This window comes from Neisseria sp. HMSC056A03, assembly GCF_001815685.1.
Classification (GTDB): domain Bacteria; phylum Pseudomonadota; class Gammaproteobacteria; order Burkholderiales; family Neisseriaceae; genus Neisseria; species Neisseria subflava.
The window spans coordinates 17,849-34,025 of the sequence record NZ_KV821668.1; the positions used below are offsets into that span (position 1 = coordinate 17,849).

The 16,177-nt window shown below is 53.2% G+C and carries 13 protein-coding genes, 1 tRNA gene and 1 pseudogene; 6 read left to right on the forward strand and 9 right to left on the reverse strand.

Annotated features, from left to right (window positions below; all coding sequences use genetic code 11):
* Positions 1 to 38: 38 nt before the first annotated feature.
* Both HMPREF3052_RS10505 and HMPREF3052_RS10510 read right to left on the reverse strand, forming a co-directional pair.
* On the reverse strand, positions 39 to 725 hold the full coding sequence (locus HMPREF3052_RS10505; RefSeq protein ID WP_003684643.1) for a Bax inhibitor-1 family protein: 687 nt from the start codon (positions 723 to 725) through the stop codon (positions 39 to 41).
* A gap of 169 nt (positions 726 to 894) precedes the next feature.
* Positions 895 to 1,170 (reverse strand): oxidative damage protection protein, encoded by a 276-nt coding sequence (locus HMPREF3052_RS10510; RefSeq protein ID WP_003682648.1) that lies wholly within the window; start codon positions 1,168 to 1,170, stop codon positions 895 to 897.
* Positions 1,171 to 1,300: 130 nt separating this feature from the next.
* Here HMPREF3052_RS10510 and glnE point away from each other — a divergent pair, with 130 nt between their 5' ends.
* On the forward strand, positions 1,301 to 3,985 hold the full coding sequence (gene glnE, locus HMPREF3052_RS10515) for a bifunctional [glutamate--ammonia ligase]-adenylyl-L-tyrosine phosphorylase/[glutamate--ammonia-ligase] adenylyltransferase (protein ID WP_070749773.1): 2,685 nt from the start codon (positions 1,301 to 1,303) through the stop codon (positions 3,983 to 3,985).
* Positions 3,986 to 4,091: 106 nt separating this feature from the next.
* Here glnE and HMPREF3052_RS10520 read toward each other — a convergent pair whose 3' ends face one another.
* Positions 4,092 to 4,253 carry a cell division protein gene (locus HMPREF3052_RS10520; protein ID WP_070633190.1) on the reverse strand — a complete coding sequence of 54 codons (162 nt, stop codon included), beginning with the start codon at positions 4,251 to 4,253 and terminating at the stop codon, positions 4,092 to 4,094.
* Between HMPREF3052_RS10520 and HMPREF3052_RS12100 the strand changes: the two are divergent.
* Positions 4,218 to 4,382: pseudogene (locus HMPREF3052_RS12100) on the forward strand (IS1595 family transposase); the annotation flags it as partial. The gene HMPREF3052_RS10520 and the pseudogene HMPREF3052_RS12100 overlap by 36 nt on opposite strands.
* A gap of 38 nt (positions 4,383 to 4,420) precedes the next feature.
* Here the strand turns inward: HMPREF3052_RS12100 and HMPREF3052_RS10525 are convergent.
* Positions 4,421 to 5,848 (reverse strand): TIGR00341 family protein, encoded by a 1,428-nt coding sequence (locus tag HMPREF3052_RS10525; protein WP_070749774.1) that lies wholly within the window; start codon positions 5,846 to 5,848, stop codon positions 4,421 to 4,423.
* A gap of 303 nt (positions 5,849 to 6,151) precedes the next feature.
* On the opposite strand from HMPREF3052_RS10525, the gene HMPREF3052_RS10530 reads away from it, so the two are divergent.
* The 4 genes from HMPREF3052_RS10530 (at position 6,152) to HMPREF3052_RS10545 (ending at position 10,847) form a co-directional block, all read left to right on the forward strand.
* Entirely contained in the window at positions 6,152 to 7,246 is a 1,095-nt protein-coding gene (locus HMPREF3052_RS10530; protein WP_070749775.1) for an FAD-dependent oxidoreductase, read from the forward strand.
* A gap of 161 nt (positions 7,247 to 7,407) precedes the next feature.
* Positions 7,408 to 9,471 carry a glycine--tRNA ligase subunit beta gene (glyS, locus tag HMPREF3052_RS10535; protein WP_070749776.1) on the forward strand — a complete coding sequence of 688 codons (2,064 nt, stop codon included), beginning with the start codon at positions 7,408 to 7,410 and terminating at the stop codon, positions 9,469 to 9,471.
* 162 nt (positions 9,472 to 9,633) lie between these two features.
* Positions 9,634 to 10,713 (forward strand): iron-sulfur cluster carrier protein ApbC, encoded by a 1,080-nt coding sequence (apbC, locus tag HMPREF3052_RS10540; protein WP_070591815.1) that lies wholly within the window; start codon positions 9,634 to 9,636, stop codon positions 10,711 to 10,713.
* A gap of 58 nt (positions 10,714 to 10,771) precedes the next feature.
* Positions 10,772 to 10,847, forward strand: a tRNA-Lys gene (locus HMPREF3052_RS10545).
* A 191-nt stretch (positions 10,848 to 11,038) separates the two neighbouring features.
* Here the strand turns inward: HMPREF3052_RS10545 and HMPREF3052_RS10550 are convergent.
* The 5 genes from HMPREF3052_RS10550 to HMPREF3052_RS10570 all read right to left on the reverse strand — a co-directional run bounded on the left by HMPREF3052_RS10550 (position 11,039) and on the right by HMPREF3052_RS10570 (position 15,974).
* Positions 11,039 to 12,292, reverse strand: coding sequence for an ABC transporter permease (locus HMPREF3052_RS10550; protein WP_070749777.1), 1,254 nt, complete (start codon positions 12,290 to 12,292; stop codon positions 11,039 to 11,041).
* Positions 12,289 to 13,203, reverse strand: a complete 915-nt coding sequence (locus HMPREF3052_RS10555; protein ID WP_070749778.1) for an ABC transporter ATP-binding protein — start codon at positions 13,201 to 13,203, stop codon at positions 12,289 to 12,291. Before HMPREF3052_RS10555 ends, HMPREF3052_RS10550 begins: the two co-directional genes overlap by 4 nt.
* Before the next feature lie 28 nt (positions 13,204 to 13,231).
* Entirely contained in the window at positions 13,232 to 13,975 is a 744-nt protein-coding gene (locus HMPREF3052_RS10560) for an SH3 domain-containing protein (protein ID WP_070749779.1), read from the reverse strand.
* Positions 13,976 to 14,055: 80 nt separating this feature from the next.
* On the reverse strand, positions 14,056 to 15,054 hold the full coding sequence (locus HMPREF3052_RS10565; protein ID WP_070749780.1) for a BtrH-related acyltransferase DarH: 999 nt from the start codon (positions 15,052 to 15,054) through the stop codon (positions 14,056 to 14,058).
* A gap of 71 nt (positions 15,055 to 15,125) precedes the next feature.
* Entirely contained in the window at positions 15,126 to 15,974 is an 849-nt protein-coding gene (locus tag HMPREF3052_RS10570) for an RnfABCDGE type electron transport complex subunit B (RefSeq protein ID WP_070749781.1), read from the reverse strand.
* Positions 15,975 to 16,177 lie beyond the last annotated feature (203 nt).

Here is a 16,177-nt window from a genome sequence, read left to right on the forward strand (position 1 = left end):
AAGGCCGTCTGAAATTTCAGACGGCCTTTGCGGCTTTATCAGTCGTCACCACTAATAGAGATGAGGATTCTCAAGAGGCTGCTGAAAATGTTATAGATGGAGATGAAGATGGTCAGCGCCGCGCTGATGTGGCTGTCTTCGCCGCCGTCGATAACGGTACGCACCTGCCACATAATCATCAGGGAGCTGAAGACAACGAAGCCGGCCGCGATGGTCAGGCTCAGGGCAGGGATGTTGAGGAAGATGTTGGCCACAACGGCAATCATGAGCACGATCGCACCGGCACCGAGGAAGCTGCCGAGTTTGTTCATGTTCATTGTGGTGCGGCGTGCCATAGCGGACATGGTGAAGAATACGCCGGCGGTCATGGCGGCGGCCGTACCGACGATTTGCGCGCCGTTGTTAATCGCTAAGGCGTATTGCAACATAGGGCTGATGGCAAGGCCCATGCCGAAAGTGAAGATCATCAACAGGGCTACGCCGACGTTGCTGTAACGGTTTTTCTCGATCAGGAAGGTCATGCCGTAGAAGAAGCCGAAGAAGGCGGCCAGGGCAACATAGTATGAACCGAACATGGCGAAAATGTTAAAGCCTGTTTTGGCGGAAAAGAACGCGCCGGCAACGGCAGGAATGAAAGACAGGCCGAGCAGGCGGTAGGTTTTTTGCAGGACGGTATTTTTGGCAACCGAGCCTTGCGAGGTATAGTCGTAAACGTCGTTTTGCATGGCGTTTGCTCCAGTGTGGATTGGAAATGAATGAAATTTGGATTTTAACAGAGAATCATGGGTTTGTATGATTTATCTGTTCTATTTGCCTAACCTAATATGCGGGGCAATCGGGAATTTTAAAGGCCGTCTGAAAATCGGGTTTCAGACGGCCTTGGCTTTTCAATGCTTATTTAGGCTCTTGCGGAACATAGCCTTGTACGGCATCTGCACCGTCGCCGAAGAAGTATTGTTCCATCTGCTGGGCGAGGTATTCGCGTGCGCGGGGGTCGGCAAGGCTTAAGCGGTTTTCGTTGATGAGCATGGTTTGGTGACGGGTCCAAGCCATCCATGCTTCTTGGGAAACGTTTTCAAAAATGCGTTTGCCCAGTTCGTTGGGCAGCGGCGGAAATTTCATGCCTTCGGCTTCTTTGCCGAGTTTGACGCAGTGAACCATACGGGTCATGGCGGTTTCCTTATGTGGGGGTTGTAAAGGTTGGTATTTTAGCCGATTGCACGGATAGGGGAAAGCGTGGGTTTCAGACGGCCTGAAACCTTGCTATGATGGTCTTTTCTGTTTATTCAAGGCAAAGATTATGAACCGCCTCGATACTGCCCGCCGTTATTCCCTTTTTCTCGCCCGCCAGCTCGACAACGGCAAACTCAAGCCCGAAATTTTCCTGCCTATGTTGGACAAGGTTTTAACCGAAGCGGATTTCCAAGCCTTTGCCGACTGGGAAAAAATCCGCGCGGAAGAAAACGAGGAAGAATTGGCGCGGCAGTTGCGCGAGTTGCGCCGTTATGTCGTGTCGCAGATTATCGTGCGCGATATAAACCGCATCAGCGATTTGAACGAAGTAACCCGCACGATTACGCTGTTTGCCGATTTTGCCGTCAATACCGCGCTGGATTTCGCCTACGCCTATTATCGGGATATGTACGGCACACCGATCGGGCGTTATACCAAATCGTCGCAGCATTTGAGCGTGGTGGCGATGGGCAAGGCGGGCGGCTATGAGTTGAACGTGTCTTCCGACATCGATTTGATTTTCGTCTATCCCGAATCAGGCGACACCGACGGCAGGCGCGAACGGGGCAATCAGGAATTTTTCACCAAAGTCGGGCAGAAACTGATTGCGCTGCTGAACGACATTACCGCCGACGGGCAAGTGTTCCGCGTCGATATGCGGCTGCGGCCGGACGGCGATTCGGGCGCGCTGGTTTTGAGCGAAACCGCGCTGGAGCAATATTTGATCACGCAGGGGCGCGAATGGGAACGCTACGCGTGGTGCAAAGGCCGCGTGGTTACACCGTATCCGAACGACATCAAATCGCTGGTGCGCCCCTTTGTGTTCCGCAAATATCTGGATTACAGCGCGTATGAGGCAATGCGCAACCTGCACCGCCAAATCCGCAGCGAAGTCAGCAAAAAAGGCATGGCGGACAACATCAAACTCGGCGCGGGCGGCATCCGCGAAGTCGAGTTTATTGCCCAGATTTTCCAGATGATACGCGGCGGCCAAATGCGCGCGCTGCAACTGAAAGGCACGCAGGAAACGCTGAAAAAACTTGCCGAGATGGGCATCATGCCGTCTGAAAACGTCGAAACCCTGCTTGCCGCCTACCGCTTCCTGCGCGACGTCGAACACCGCCTGCAATACTGGGACGACCAGCAAACCCAAACCCTGCCCGCCTCGCCCGAACAGCAGCAACTGCTCGCCGAAAGTATGGGTTTCGACAGCTACGCCGCCTTTTCAGACGGCCTCAACGCCCACCGCGCCAAGGTCAATCAGTTGTTCAATGAAATTTTGAGCGAACCCGAAGAGCAAACCCAGGACAACAGCGAATGGCAATGGGCATGGCAGGAAAAGCCCGATAAAGAAGAGCGGCAAGGTCGTCTGAAAGAACACGGGTTCGATGCCGAAACCATCGCCGCAAGGCTCGACCAAATCCGAAACGGCCATAAATACCGCCACCTTTCTGCCCACGCCCAGCCGCGTTTTGACGCCATTGTGCCGCTGTTCGTACAGGCGGCGTCCGAGCAAACCAACCCGACCGATACGCTGATGCGGCTGTTTGACTTCCTCGAAAACATCAGCCGCCGCTCCGCCTATCTCGCCTTCCTCAACGAACATCCGCAAACCTTGGCGCAACTGGCGCAGATTATGAGCCAAAGCTCATGGGTGGCGGCGTATCTGAGCAAATATCCGATTCTGCTGGACGAACTCATCAGCGCGCAGCTTTTGGATACCGCATTTGACTGGCAAGCGCTTGCCACCGCCCTTTCAGACGACCTCAAAGCCTGCGGCGGCGACACCGAAGCGCAAATGGACACCCTGCGCCGCTTCCAACACGCCCAAATCTTCCGTCTCGCCGTCCAAGACCTCGCCGGACTGTGGACGGTAGAATCCCTCTCCGACCAACTCTCCGCCCTCGCCGACACCATACTCGCCGCCGCCCTGCCGTGCGCATGGGTGGACATGCCCAAAAAACACCGCGATACCCCACAATTCGCCGTCGTCGGTTACGGCAAACTCGGCGGTAAAGAACTCGGCTACGCCTCCGACCTCGACCTCGTCTATCTCTACGACGATCCTCATCCCGACGCAGGCGACGTATACAGCCGCCTCGCCCGCCGCCTGACCAACTGGCTTTCCGCCGCCACCGGCGCAGGCAGCCTCTACGAAACCGACCTGCGCCTGCGCCCCAACGGCGACGCCGGCTTCCTCGCCCACAGCATCGCCGCCTTCGAAAAATACCAGCGCGAAAACGCATGGACATGGGAACACCAGTCCCTCACCCGCGCCCGTTTCATCTGCGGCACACCCGAAATTCAGACGGCCTTCGACCGCATCCGCACCGAAATCCTCACCGCCGAACGCGACCAAACCGCCTTGGCAGGCGAAATCATCGAGATGCGCGAAAAAATGTTCCCCACCCACCCGCCGGTTGACAGCAACGTCAAATACGCGCGTGGCGGCGTGGTCGACGTCGAATTTATCGTCCAATACCTCATCCTTGCCCATGCCCGAAAATATCCGCAACTCCTCGACAACTACGGCAACATCGCCCTCTTGAACATCGCCGCCGACTGCGGCCTCATCGACAAAACCCTCGCCGAACAAAGCCGCACCGCCTACCGCTTCTACCGCCAGCAGCAACACAACACCAAACTGCGCGATGCAAAAAAAACCGAAGTAACGGACGAATTGCTGACCCACTATGGCAATGTGCGAAAACTATGGCAGGAAGTATTCGGAGCAGAAGTGAAGTTCGGATAAGTAGCAATTTATCCGATTAAGGCATACTTTCGGGCATAAAAAAACGTTGTTTGGTGAACCTAATAAAAAGGCCGTCTGAAACTTTTCAGACGGCCTTTTATGGTATTTATTCTTCTTCCTCTTCCTGTTCTGCCTCTGCAGGTTTTTCAAGGAAGTTGCCTGCCAACCACAGTAAAGCGCCACTACCCGTAATGCCTGCTTTAATCCATAGGGCGGTATCTTCGACCCATTCGTAAATCCAGGCCAAAACTTTTGGTACCGCGTTCATATAATTCAAACCGAATGCCAAATCGATCGCAAATCTTTTCCGCTGTTCTTGAAAGAATGCGAATTTCGGTTTAACTTCGGCATACCGTCTCAACGGTTTAAAATCCTGCGGGATTGGTGTCGAATTTAGAGCTAATCTACGTTAGCCCCAAATATTTTGGAGAATGGCTATTTGTCCAAAACTTTAGCATTGACTAACAAGCGCACCGCTGTACCTTCATAACGCTGGTTCAACCACGCCTGTAAGCGTTCGTGATCTTTGGCAGGCAGAGGCTCCTTAAATTCGAGCGAGACCACGACAATATCGTTACTTATGTCTGCCTGTTTGTTTTGACTGCTTTCAGGCTGCTCCTGTGTAGTGGGTGCCGTTTGCGCTTTCTCCCAAACCAAGCCGCGTCCGACAACGATTTTTTCCGCTTCCGGATATTGGGCTTTTAATTCCTTGAGTACCGCAGCATCGTCAGCACCGGCAGTTTTACCTGCAAGCACGGTATCTATGTAGGCTTGTTGCTCTTTCAACTCATTTTGCTGCTGCGCCGAGTTGTTTCGGCTTGCCAGCAATTCTTCGATTTTAGCATCGTCCCCTCCCGCATAGACCACGTTGACCTTCGGCGCTTTCACACCTGACACTTCAAGGCTCTTCACCAATAAGGCAGAAATTTTCTCAGCATTGCCCCTTCCGTTGACAATCAGACCGACCATATTTTCTCTGTGGTTCAAAATCTTACGCAGCACGAAAAAACCTTCCTGTTGCTGTGCGGTGGCAATGGCGGAATTGGCTTTGGTGTTGAAGATCTCCTGACGCACCAGTCCTGATGCCATATAGCCGCTCGGAATCATCACAGCCAGTACGACGGCGGTAATAATGATACTTTGCAACCGGCGTTTGGATTCCGTTACCAACCCCCTGCGCGGCAGCTTGAGCAGCTTGGAAAACAACAAGGTCGAAAAAGCGATGAACACGCAGTTGATGGCAAACAGATAAAAAGCGCCGAAAAAATATTGCCAGTTGCCATGAGCCAGTCCGTAGCCCGCGGTACACAGTGGCGGCATCAATGCGGTCGCAATCGCCACACCCGGTATGGCATTGCCTCCTTCTTTTCGGGTCTGCGCCACAATGCCCGCACTACCGCCGAAGAAGGCAATCAACACATCCCAAAGAGTCGGCTGAGTACGCGCCAAAAGCTCACTTTGCGCCTCTTTAAGCGGGGTTAACAGGAAATACAACGTAGCGGTAATCAAGCTGATGACGACAAATATAATAATATTGCGTGCCGCTTGGCGGATCAGCGTAGTATCGCCGACCGCCAAACCATAACCCATACCGACTATCGGCCCCATCAACGGCGAAATCAACATTGCGCCGATCACTACCGCCGTGCTGTTGACATTCAGACCGATACTCGCCACAGCAATGGCAAATATCAATACCCACATATTGGTTCCGGACACCCGAGTATTGGCACGAATGACGGAATCGATTTTGTCAGGATGAGCTTGGTCATGTGCAAGATTGAACACATCTTGCAACTTGGTCATGGCAACGTTGTCTGCTACTTCCTGTTTTTTACTATTTTCTTGTTCTAGTTCTTGCATGTTCTTACCTTTATGCCGAGGATAAATAAAGTACTGCCCAAGCTTTTCATCATTATTCCTTGTAAAATCAAATGGGTGCATCAAAACCAATCAACAGGTGCAATGAAGCTGAGTGAATGTGAATATGTCAAAAGATGACATTATAGTAGGTTTTATGTAAGGAAGATTTTTTGTTTACGTAGTACTGATTTAGCTTAAGCATGATCTGCAAAGACTGTTCTCATTTTCTGTCGATATTGTGATACAGCAAAACAAGTTCTAAAATATGCTGCTTATTTAGATATTAAAAACAAGGAGAAACTGATGTCTAAGGTTGCGGTACTCGGTGGCGGTCTTTCGGGTCGTCTGATGGCGTTCCAAATGGCAGAGCAGGGAATTTCGGTCGAGTTGTTTGAGAAAGGCGAACGCGATGGCGCGCAAGCCGCCGCTTATGTTGCCGCGGCCATGTTGGCGCCGTCTGCCGAAGCGGTGGAGGCAACGCCCGAAGTCATTCGTTTGGGCAAACAAAGCATTGCGCTTTGGCGCGCGATTGTCGGCCGTCTAAATACGCCGGTGATGATGCAGGAAAACGGTAGCCTGATTGTTTGGCACACGCAGGACAAGCCGCTTTCTGCCGAGTTTGCCCGTCATTTGAAGCGCGGCGGTGTGGCGGAACATGAAACCATACGTTGGAATGCGGATGAAATTGCAGCAAACGAACCGCAACTGGCTGGGCGGTTTTCAGACGGCCTGTATCTGCCGACAGAAGGGCAGTTGGACGGACGGCAGGTATTGAATGCGCTTGCCGATGCTTTGGAATCAATGAATGTAGCGTGTCATTGGTTGTGCGAACGCGAAGTCGAAGATTTGGCGGCGCAATACGATTGGGTCATCGACTGCCGCGGTTACGGCGCAAAAAGCGCGTGGAACAGGCCGTCTGAAAGTATTTTGCGCGGCATTCGCGGCGAAGTGGCGCGCGTTTACGCCCCTGAAATCGAGCTGTCCCGCCCCGTGCGCCTGCTGCATCCGCGCTATCCTTTATACATCGCGCCGAAGGAAAACCATATTTTTGTGATTGGTGCGACCCAAATTGAAAGCGAAAGCCAAGCGCCGGCCAGCGTGCGTTCCGGTTTGGAACTTTTGTCCGCGCTGTATGCCGTGCATCCGGCATTTGGCGAGGCAAACCTTTTGGAACTGGCCACCGGCTTGCGCCCGACTTTAAACCACCACAACCCCGAAATCCGCTTCAACCGCGAACGCCGCCTGATTGAAGTCAACGGCCTGTTCCGCCACGGCTTTATGATTTCCCCGGCCGTTACCGGCGCGGCCGTACGTTTGGCCGGTGCGCTGTTTGCCGGAAGCGACATTCCCGAATACGACGAAACCAGCGGTTTGCCGTATATCCGCGCCGCAAATTGAAGCCGTTGCGGGCGAAGTTGCTTGAAAATCGGGCAAATTGTTTGTGAAAGACAGCCACAGGCCGTCTGAAAATGATAAAATCGCCGTCAATTCAATTAACCTTGCATCTGAAACCGCATCATGCCGTTTCAGATGCTAAACCTATTTAAAACGATAAGCACATGACAACCCAAACCCTTTTAATCGAACTTCTCACTGAAGAACTTCCGCCAAAAGCCCTCAATAATCTGGGCAACCATTTTGCCGCTTCCGTTGCCGAAGGCTTGGAAAAAGCGCAACTGATTGACGGCGCAGCCGAATACACTGCCTACGCTTCTCCGCGCCGTTTGGCCGTTCAAGTCAAAAACGTGAAAGCCGTTCAAGCCGATCAAAAAATCGTGAAAAAAGGCCCGGCCGTGGCGAATGCCATGAAAGACGGTGTGCCAACTAAGGCTTTGGAAGGTTTTGCGCGCGGTGCAGGTGCGAAAATCGAAGACCTGACCATCATCAACGACGGCAAGCAAGACGTGTACGCCTACGAGTACGTCCAAACCGGCAAACCGCTGGGCGAGCTTTTGGAAGACATCATCAATGCCGCAGTGAAAAAACTGCCGATTCCTAAAGTCATGCGTTGGGGCAGCAGCACATTTACCTTCGTGCGCCCTGTACACAGCCTGATCGTGCTGCACGGCGGCGACATCGTAAACGTCAGCGTTTTGGGCCTGCAAAGCGGCAACAAAACATTGGGTCACCGCTTCCTCTCCAGCGGCGAAATCGCCATCGAAAATGCCGACAGCTACGCCGCACAAATGCGCGAGCAAGGCAAAGTGGAAGCATCGTTTGCCGAACGCAAAGCCGCCATTCAGACGGCCTTGAACGAGCAGGCAGGCCGTCTGAACGCGACTGTTGCAGCCGATGAAGCATTACTGGATGAAGTGACCGCATTGGTCGAATGGCCTGTGGTATTAGAAGCCGGTTTTGAAGAACACTTCCTCGCCGTACCGCAAGAATGCTTGATTCTGACCATGCAGCAAAACCAAAAATACTTCCCGTTGCTCGATCAAAACGGCAAGCTGATGAACCGCTTCCTGCTAGTGTCCAACCTGCAAACCGAAGACCCGTCACACATCATCCAAGGCAACGAACGCGTATTGCGCGCGCGTTTGTCTGATGCCGAGTTCTTCTACAAACAAGACCAAAAAGCGACTTTGGAAAGCCGCTTGCCGAAATTGTCCAGCGTGGTTTATCACAACAAAATCGGTTCACAAGCCGAGCGTATCAAACGCCTGCAAAGCATTGCCGCCCACATCGCCAAAGCATTGGGCGCGGACGCTGCCGCAGCCGAACGCGCCGCGCGTTTGGCCAAAGCCGACTTGGTAACCGAAATGGTCAGCGAGTTCCCCGAATTGCAAGGCACCATGGGCAAATACTATGCCCGCTTGGACGGCGAAACCGAAGAAATCGCCGAAGCCATCGAGCAGCACTATCAACCCCGCTTTGCCGGCGACAACCTGCCAAACGGCAAAGTCGCCACCGCCGTTGCGCTGGCCGACAAACTGGAAACCTTGGTCGGCATTTGGGGCATCGGTCTGATTCCGACCGGCGACAAGGACCCCTACGCCCTGCGCCGCGCCGCCTTGGGTATTTTGCGGATGTTGATGCAGTACGGTTTGGACGTAAACGGGCTGATTCAGACGACCTTCTACAACTTCCCCAAAGGTTTGCTCAACGAGAAAACGCCGTCTGAAACCGCCGACTTCATGCAGGCGCGTTTGGCCGTGTTATTGCAGAACGACTATCCGCAAGACATCGTCGCTGCCGTACTCGCCAAACAGCCGCGCCGTTTGGACGATTTGACCGCCAAACTGCAAGCCGTCGCCGCATTCAAACAACTACCCGAAGCCGCCGCACTCGCCGCCGCCAACAAACGCGTGCAAAACCTGCTGAAAAAAGCCGATGCAGAGTTGGGCGAAGTCGATGAAAGCCTGCTGCAACAAGACGAAGAAAAAGCCCTGTACGCCGCCGCGCAAGGTTTGCAGCCGAAAATCTCCGCTGCCGTTGCCGAAGGCAATTTCCAAACTGCTTTGTCCGAGCTGGCTTCCGTCAAACCGCAAGTCGACGCATTCTTCGACGGCGTGATGGTGATGGCCGAAGATGCCGCCGTGAAACAAAACCGTTTGAACTTGCTGAACCGCTTGGCAGAACAAATGAACGCAGTTGCCGACATTGCGCTCTTGAGCGAATAAGGCCGCGTTTTAGTTGACTCTCTTTTCAGGCTGCCCGATGTTTCAGGCAGCCTGAAGTTTTTCGGGCGTATCCCTTGCATGGCGTTCAAGGGTATAATTCGGCAGATTTGTCGCACGACAAATCGCGCACATAAACAATTTCCCACATTCAAGAGGCAGATTATGAATATCCCAGCCATCCGAACCGCACTCGATGCCGTATTGATTCCCCACACAATGCGCACCTTAGGCAGCGAAAAAGCCGTTACACTCCTTGAAGAGCGTTCAGACGGCCTGCATATCGGCCTGAAATTCGCATTCCCAGTTGCCCATATTGCCGCAGACATTGCCAACGCCCTCCAAGAAGCCGTCATGGCCCATACCGGCGACACGCATATCCACTTAAGTATCGATACCGAAATCGGTACGCACAAAGTCCAACCCGGCGTAGCAACCATCAAAGGCGTGAAAAACATCATCGCTGTTGCATCCGGTAAAGGCGGTGTCGGCAAATCAACGACCACTGCCAACCTTGCCACCGCAATGGCCAGGATGGGCGCGCGTGTCGGCGTACTCGATGCCGACCTGTACGGCCCAAGCCAGCCCACCATGCTCGGCGTACAAGACCGCAAACCCGACCAACAAAACAAAAAACTGATTCCCGTTGAAGCCGAAAGCGGCATTCAAGTAATGTCTATCGGTTTCCTGGTCGATACCGACCAAGCCGTCGTTTGGCGCGGCCCGATGGTCAGCCAAGCCTTGCAACAGCTGATGTTTCAAAGCGAGTGGGACAATGTCGATTATCTCTTCATCGATCTGCCACCGGGTACAGGCGATATCCAATTGACTCTGTCGCAAAAAATCCCCGTGACCGGCTCCGTTGTCGTCACTACGCCACAAGACATCGCCCTGATTGATGCACGAAAAGCCGTGGATATGTTCAACAAAGTCAATATCCCGATTTTGGGCGTTTTAGAAAACATGTCTGTCCATATCTGCTCCAACTGCGGCCATGCCGAAGCAATCTTTGGCGCAGAAGGCGGTAAAAACTTGGCAGAGCGTTTGAACGTACCGTTGCTCGGCCAGCTTCCGTTGAGCCTGCCTGTACGCGAAGCCATGGACAGCGGCACATCTTCGGCCTTGTTTGAAAACAACCAAACCATCGCCGACATCTACACCGAAGCCGCATTCCAAATCGCACTAGCCATTGCCGATAAAGGCAAAGACTTCAGCAGCCGCTTCCCGAAAATCGTCGTCGAATAAAAAAGTTTAAAAAAGTGTTGACAGCTGTGAGACCCGTCTCTATAATGCGCAACTTATCGGGTCGTTAGCTCAGTCGGTAGAGCAGCGGACTTTTAATCCGTTGGTCGAGCGTTCGAATCGCTCACGACCCACCAAATATGAAAACCTGCTTTGAAAAAAGCAGGTTTTTTACGTTTGGATTTTAGGATTTTGTTGAGTATTTTGTTATTGAAACAATCCATAGCACATCAGGCATCAGGCCGTCTGAAAGATATTTTCAGACGGCCTGAAGTTTTGTAGGAATGGTTTTGAGAAATAAGTTTTCTACTTAGTGCAGACAAACGGTTTAAAACCTTACCTGCGTCTGCAACTGCCTACGATAAACCAATACGGCAGCAGTCAGTGTGGCAAAAGAGAATGTAGACAATAAAAGCAGATAACGGCCGATTCCGTCCAGTCCGCTGCGGTTGAGCAGCAATTCCTGAAAAGCCTTCAAGCCCCAAGCCATCGGGGAAATCCAAGTGAGTTGCTGCATGGTTTCGGGCATGACGTGGGCGGGTACCATAATGCCGCCGATTGCCGCCATCAGGATGATGCCACCGCCACCGAGGACGACGGCGTGTTCGGTAGATTTGGCGCAGACACTGATTAACAGCGCGTAGCCAAGTGCGGCGGCGCTGACGGCGGCGGACAGCAGCGCGTAGGGAACAAGGCTGCCGTTGAGTATGAGGGCGGGTATGCCGATTTCGGGCAGAAGGTAGCGGCCGAGCAGCAGCATTCCGACAAACTGAAGCTGGTTAATCAGGAAATAGGGGACGAGTTTGGCGGCAATCAGGCCGGGCGCGGAGGCGCGGGCGAGACGCAGGCGGGTGATGGTGTTGGTCTGGCGTTCCAGCGCCATGACGTTCGACAGCGGTATCATGATGAAAAACATACCGAAAATCAGCCATGCGGGTACGCTGTGCTGTACTGCGTTGGGTTTTTCAACCTTGCCGCTGCCTGCGCTCAGATAGTGTTCTTCCAGCATTTTTTTATCTAAAAAGGTTTGCACGGCGGCGAATTGCTCGTCGTTTTTTTCATCGACTTTTTTCTGGATGTCTTTGCGGATAGAGCGGGGCAGTTTTTTATTGTTGATTTTGATGCCTTCGTTGTTGTCAAAATAAGCGTCCAGCCGCGTTTGGGTGTAGTGCTGCTGCAAAACGCCTTTGACCGCCGCCAGCCACGAAGGCTCGGTATCGGGCGGTACATAGATTTGCAAGGCTTTGTTGTCGGCGATTTTGTCGGAGGCGGCGTTCGGGTTGTGCAGCACCAGTTGGAAACGCTTGTCGTGCAGGCCGTTTTGCGCGTCGGTCAGTTTTTCAGACGGCATCAGCGTGACATGAATCTGCTCTTTTTCCAACGCGGCTGCCAGCGCAGTATTGAGGCTGTCGTCTGCTGTGCCGACCAGAGCGATGCGGCTGTCGGTGTGTGGGTCTTGGTCGCGGCTCAGCGCCAACGACATAATCAGCATGAAGGCGATGGGCATCACAAACAACACGGCCAAACCGTGCAGGTCGCGGCAGAGCAATTTGAGTTCTTTGAGGAGGGAGGAAGTCGTCATTGTGGATTTTGCTTATCTGTTGCCGGTTCGTCTTTGCGCAGGAAATCAAGGTAAAACGTTTCCAGCGAACCGTGTCCCTGCTGGAAGTAGCGGATTTGCGCGCCGCTTTCTTGCAGGGCGGCGTAAACGGCGGCGGCATCGTATGTGGTTTCCATCATGCCGCGGCTGTCCACTCGCTTAGCACCCAAAGCGGCCAGCGTTTGAGGCGGCAGCGGCGGTTCGACAGTAAAACGCACGACACCGGTTTGCGTACTTAAAAGCTCGTCCAAACCGCCGTGATACACCAGTTTGCCGTGTTGCAGCAGCGCGATTTTGCCGCAAAGCTGCTCGATTTCCGACAGATAGTGCGAGGTGTAAACCACCGTTACCCCCTGCCGCGTCAAATCTGCCACGCTGTCGAGGATAAAGCGGCGCGACTGCGGGTCGATGCCGACCGTGATTTCGTCTAGGAACACCAGTTGCGGCGTGTTAATCAGGCCGATGGCAAAATTCAGACGGCGTTTAAGCCCGCCCGAAAGATGCTTCGCCGCCTTGTTTTTGTGGGCGGTCAAGTCGGTCTGTTCCAACAGCGCATTCAGACGGCCTTTGTCGCGCACTTTGTAAAGCGAAGCGAAAAACAGCAAGTTGTCCCACACAGAAAGCTGCGGATAAAACGCAAAATCCTGCGGCACCAAACCGATTTTCTGCCGCTCGCTGCGGCTCAACAGGCGCAACGGTTTGCCGTCAAACAAAATTTCGCCCTGCCGTACTTCCTGCAAGCCTGCCAAAAGCGACATCAGCGTCGTTTTCCCCGCACCATTGTGACCGAGCAGCCCCAAACATTCGCCGTCGGCAATATCGAACGACACATTGTCCAGCGCGGCAGTTTCGGCTTTGGGATAACGGTGGGAGAGGGATTGGATTTGAATCATGGTTTCAGACGGCCTTTTCGAGCGATATTTAAATCGCAGCACCCCATAAATAACGGCGCTGGAATTTGCCGTCCTTAAATATAAAGCAGACGCCGAAGGGATCACCGTCCGAACCTTGTCTGCCGAACAGATAAAGCGTCTTATTGCTGTCGCGATAATAGGCTTCCCAGCCGTGATACACATTGCTGTCGCGTGCGGTGGAGGCAAAATCGGGCGAAAAGAGTCCTTGCAGTTCGGCAGCGGGAACCGCTTGACCGTTTAGCGTGATGCGTTCAAGCGCGAACACGCTTTTGGGAATGTCATAGTCTGTACCATAGAAAGGTTTGCCTCGATAGAGCCGCGCGGTGTATTTGTCTTTGTTGATGCCCGAGAAGTCGCTGAGTTTTGGATGGATGCGGCGGGCAACGATGTGTACCTTTTGTCCGCTACCGGACAAAGTCAGCGTATCGTCATGACCGGATTGTTCGCGCAGTCGGGCGAAGCTTTTATCGGAGGCGGGAAATATCAGACGGCTGTAATGGATGAAACCGTAGTCTTCTGCGGCAGGTTGTTGCAGTTGGGCAGTACAGAAACTCAAACTGCCTTCGCCACCATCACCCAAACATTTCAACGGTGTGCCGTTGGGGATTTTTGCCAAGACTCTGGCATTCAAATCGGGGCTTTCGCGTAAGTTGGTATGTCCGTCGGCATCATGAACCAAGGCAAAGCCGTCCGGCGGCGCGGCATGGGTTAAGGCGGAACACAAGAATAAGACAGTAGCTAGGTAACGCATTTTTAATTTCTTTTAGTTTTCAGACGGCCTGAATGTCAAAATAATCCACGGTAGATTAATCGGGAACGAATAAATCCTGATTATTTCAATAATCCGCGCCACAATGCTTCTTCATTATCCGCAATTTTGCGTAGAAATTCGGCGATGTTGCGGCAGCCGTTTTCAGATGGTTTTTTGCATTGTTTCACGCACATTGCTGCGAATTGACGCCATTGGTCACCGATGGCGGTCATTTGTTCTGAGGCCGTCTGAAACGCAGGTTCGTTGCAGATATGGGCGGCCTGTTCGAGGAAATAGGCGTAGATGTAGCGGAAACCTGCGCCGCCGGTGCCGATTTCTTCCTGCATCCGTACCAAATGGCCGAGAAACAGTTTTTGGTATTTGTCGTTTTGTTTGGCGGGCAGGGATTCGATTTTTTTGGCCAGCGTGCGGATACCTTTTACGCCGATGAAAAAGACCGGTGCGAGCATTTGTTTGGCGTTTTTGCGGATGGCTTTGCGGATGATGGCGGGCAAGTCGGCCTGAACTTTTTCAGACGACCTGTCGTTTTCCAGCGTGTACATCATGCCTTTTGCCGCCAATACACCTTTGGCGAAGCGCGCCCGTTGCAAATCTTCGGCGGCGCAGCGTTGTACGGTTTCAAATACGGGGTCGCTGATGAGGTAGTCGTTACCGTCTTTGCCGTATACTAGAAGATTGTGTGCGTTGAAATGGAAGCGCATTTGCGGCGGGAAATACGGCAGCCAGAAGACGGAGGTTTGCAAACCTGCCAGCTTGCCTGAGGACAGCGCGGCATCCAATGCGGCTTGTCCGCTTTGTGCGTCGGAAAATTTGCGGACGGATAATTTCAGCCCCAATGCTTTGCAGGTGTTTTTGATGATGCTGCGCGGCGCGGTACGGTAGGAAACCAGCGGCATGCCGTTTAATTTGATCAGCGGCATCCAGACAAATGTCAGTGCGTGGGCAATGCCGAAAATCATGGCTTCGTCTAAATTGTGGCCATGGTATTTGAGTAGGGTGGACATCACACCGCTTTCGCAATGGGCGGTATGCTGGTGTGGAAATTCTTGTGTGGTCATAAAGTTATTGGTTTTCGTGCAATGTTTTCAGACGGCCTGATGCGGTCAGAATGGGTTTGTTGTTTTGGAAATCAGCGCGCTTCTTTGGCCGCTTCCTGCTCGGCTTTGTAGCGGCGCAGAAACTCGATGGCGGCGGCTTTTTCGGCTTCGTTGCCGTATTTGGCATCACGCTGGGCGCGGCGCAGTTCGGCGCGTTCTTTGGCTTCTTCGATTTGGCGCGCTTTGAAGTCTTCGCGGTTGTCGGAGGAGACGAGTTTGTCCTGTTGCGATTGCGCTTTTGCCATGGCTTTAGCAATCAAATCCATGGGGTTGAATGCGGCGCTTGGTGCGGCTGTTTGGGTTTGTGCCTGTGCGGCCTGTTTGGCTTTGACGGCGGCTTCGCGTTGCGCCAGCAGGGCTTTGCGTTCGGCATCGTCGCGCTGTTTGCGCGCGGTATGGCGTTCAAAACGGCTTTGTGCGTGTTCGGCGGCGGCAAAGCGCGGTTCGGCAGAGGTGCTGAAACGGCGTGCGGACGGCAGGAAGGGCTGCGATACGGGAACCATGTCGATGCAGTCGACGGGGCAGGGGGGAACGCACAAGCCGCAGCCGGTGCATTCGTCGCTGATGACGGTGTGCATCAGTTTGGATGCGCCCATAATGGCATCGACAGGGCAGGCGCGGATACAGGCGGTACAGCCGATGCAGACGGCTTCGTCAATCAGGGCTACGGCTTTGATTTGTGTTTTTGCCGGCGCGAGGTAGGGCTTGCCCAATAGGTCGGCCAGGTCTTTCATGACGGTTTCCCCACCCGGTGCGCACAGGTTTACCGATGCTTCTCCTGCCGACAGGGCGCGCGCATAGGGTAGGCAGCCTTCATAACCGCACTCACGGCATTGGGTTTGCGGCAACAGGCGGCTGATGCTTTGGATGGGAATGGTCATCATGGATAGTCAAAATCGAAAAGGCGCATTATATCAGATTGTTGCGTTTGTTTTGGCGAAACCCGCTTTGCTTATTTTAGCGAAACTCTCCACGCTCGTTTTGGTAAACTCGTTACAATCGTTTTGGCGAAACTCGCTACACTCATTTTCAGACGGCCTGAGTCGGGTTTACGTTATAATTTTGAAATGGATTTATTCGGGTA